The 585-nt window shown below is 52.5% G+C and carries 1 protein-coding gene; it reads right to left on the bottom strand.

The window, feature by feature from the left end; genetic code table 11:
* A partial coding sequence (locus tag E1189_RS24945) for a hypothetical protein (protein WP_230460034.1) occupies positions 1-255 on the bottom strand: 255 nt, incomplete at its 3' end.
* Positions 256-585 lie beyond the last annotated feature (330 nt).

Below are 585 nucleotides of genomic sequence, written 5' to 3' on the forward strand. Positions count from 1 at the left end.
AGAATGAATTTTGTTGGGAGATGCGGAGCAGGTAGAGCCCTCTGCTATCAACCCAAGGGCTTCTTTGCCCTGGCATGGCAGCCTGATTCTGGATGGACTCCCAACCCCCTGGCAGATCAGGTTATTTTCTGGACCCAGTACACAGAATGTGTCGTTCAAAGGCTGAGCGGCGGGTGATGATGTGCGGATACGGCCTGTTGAGATGATATCGGCCTCCCCTTCACCTGTTGGCACAACAAGCGTGCAGCTACTCACCTGCTTATCTGTACTCGCATCAACAATAGTGGGAGTAACGATCAGGATAAGCCAAAGGTATAAGGCATTTGCTAGCCTTTGCAACGAGTATAACCTCCCATTCAACCCAGGCACGAAAGGCTAGTTGAAGGGTAAGGCTGGGGCAATTTTCAAACTCGGTAAGGTTATGGACCCGGCCAGATCCAGGGGGGGATCCTGTCTTATTTCTTTGTGGTCCGTTTCTCCTTACACCGGATGTCGCTACTGCTCTGGCGATGAGAGTTAAGCAGGTTGATCGAGGCACAGGTGGTGCCACAGTGACAGGTGGTGTTCCGTTTCCCCTTGCACCGG

Source organism: Parendozoicomonas verongulae (assembly GCF_009711465.1).
GTDB lineage: Bacteria > Pseudomonadota > Gammaproteobacteria > Pseudomonadales > Endozoicomonadaceae > Sansalvadorimonas > Sansalvadorimonas verongulae.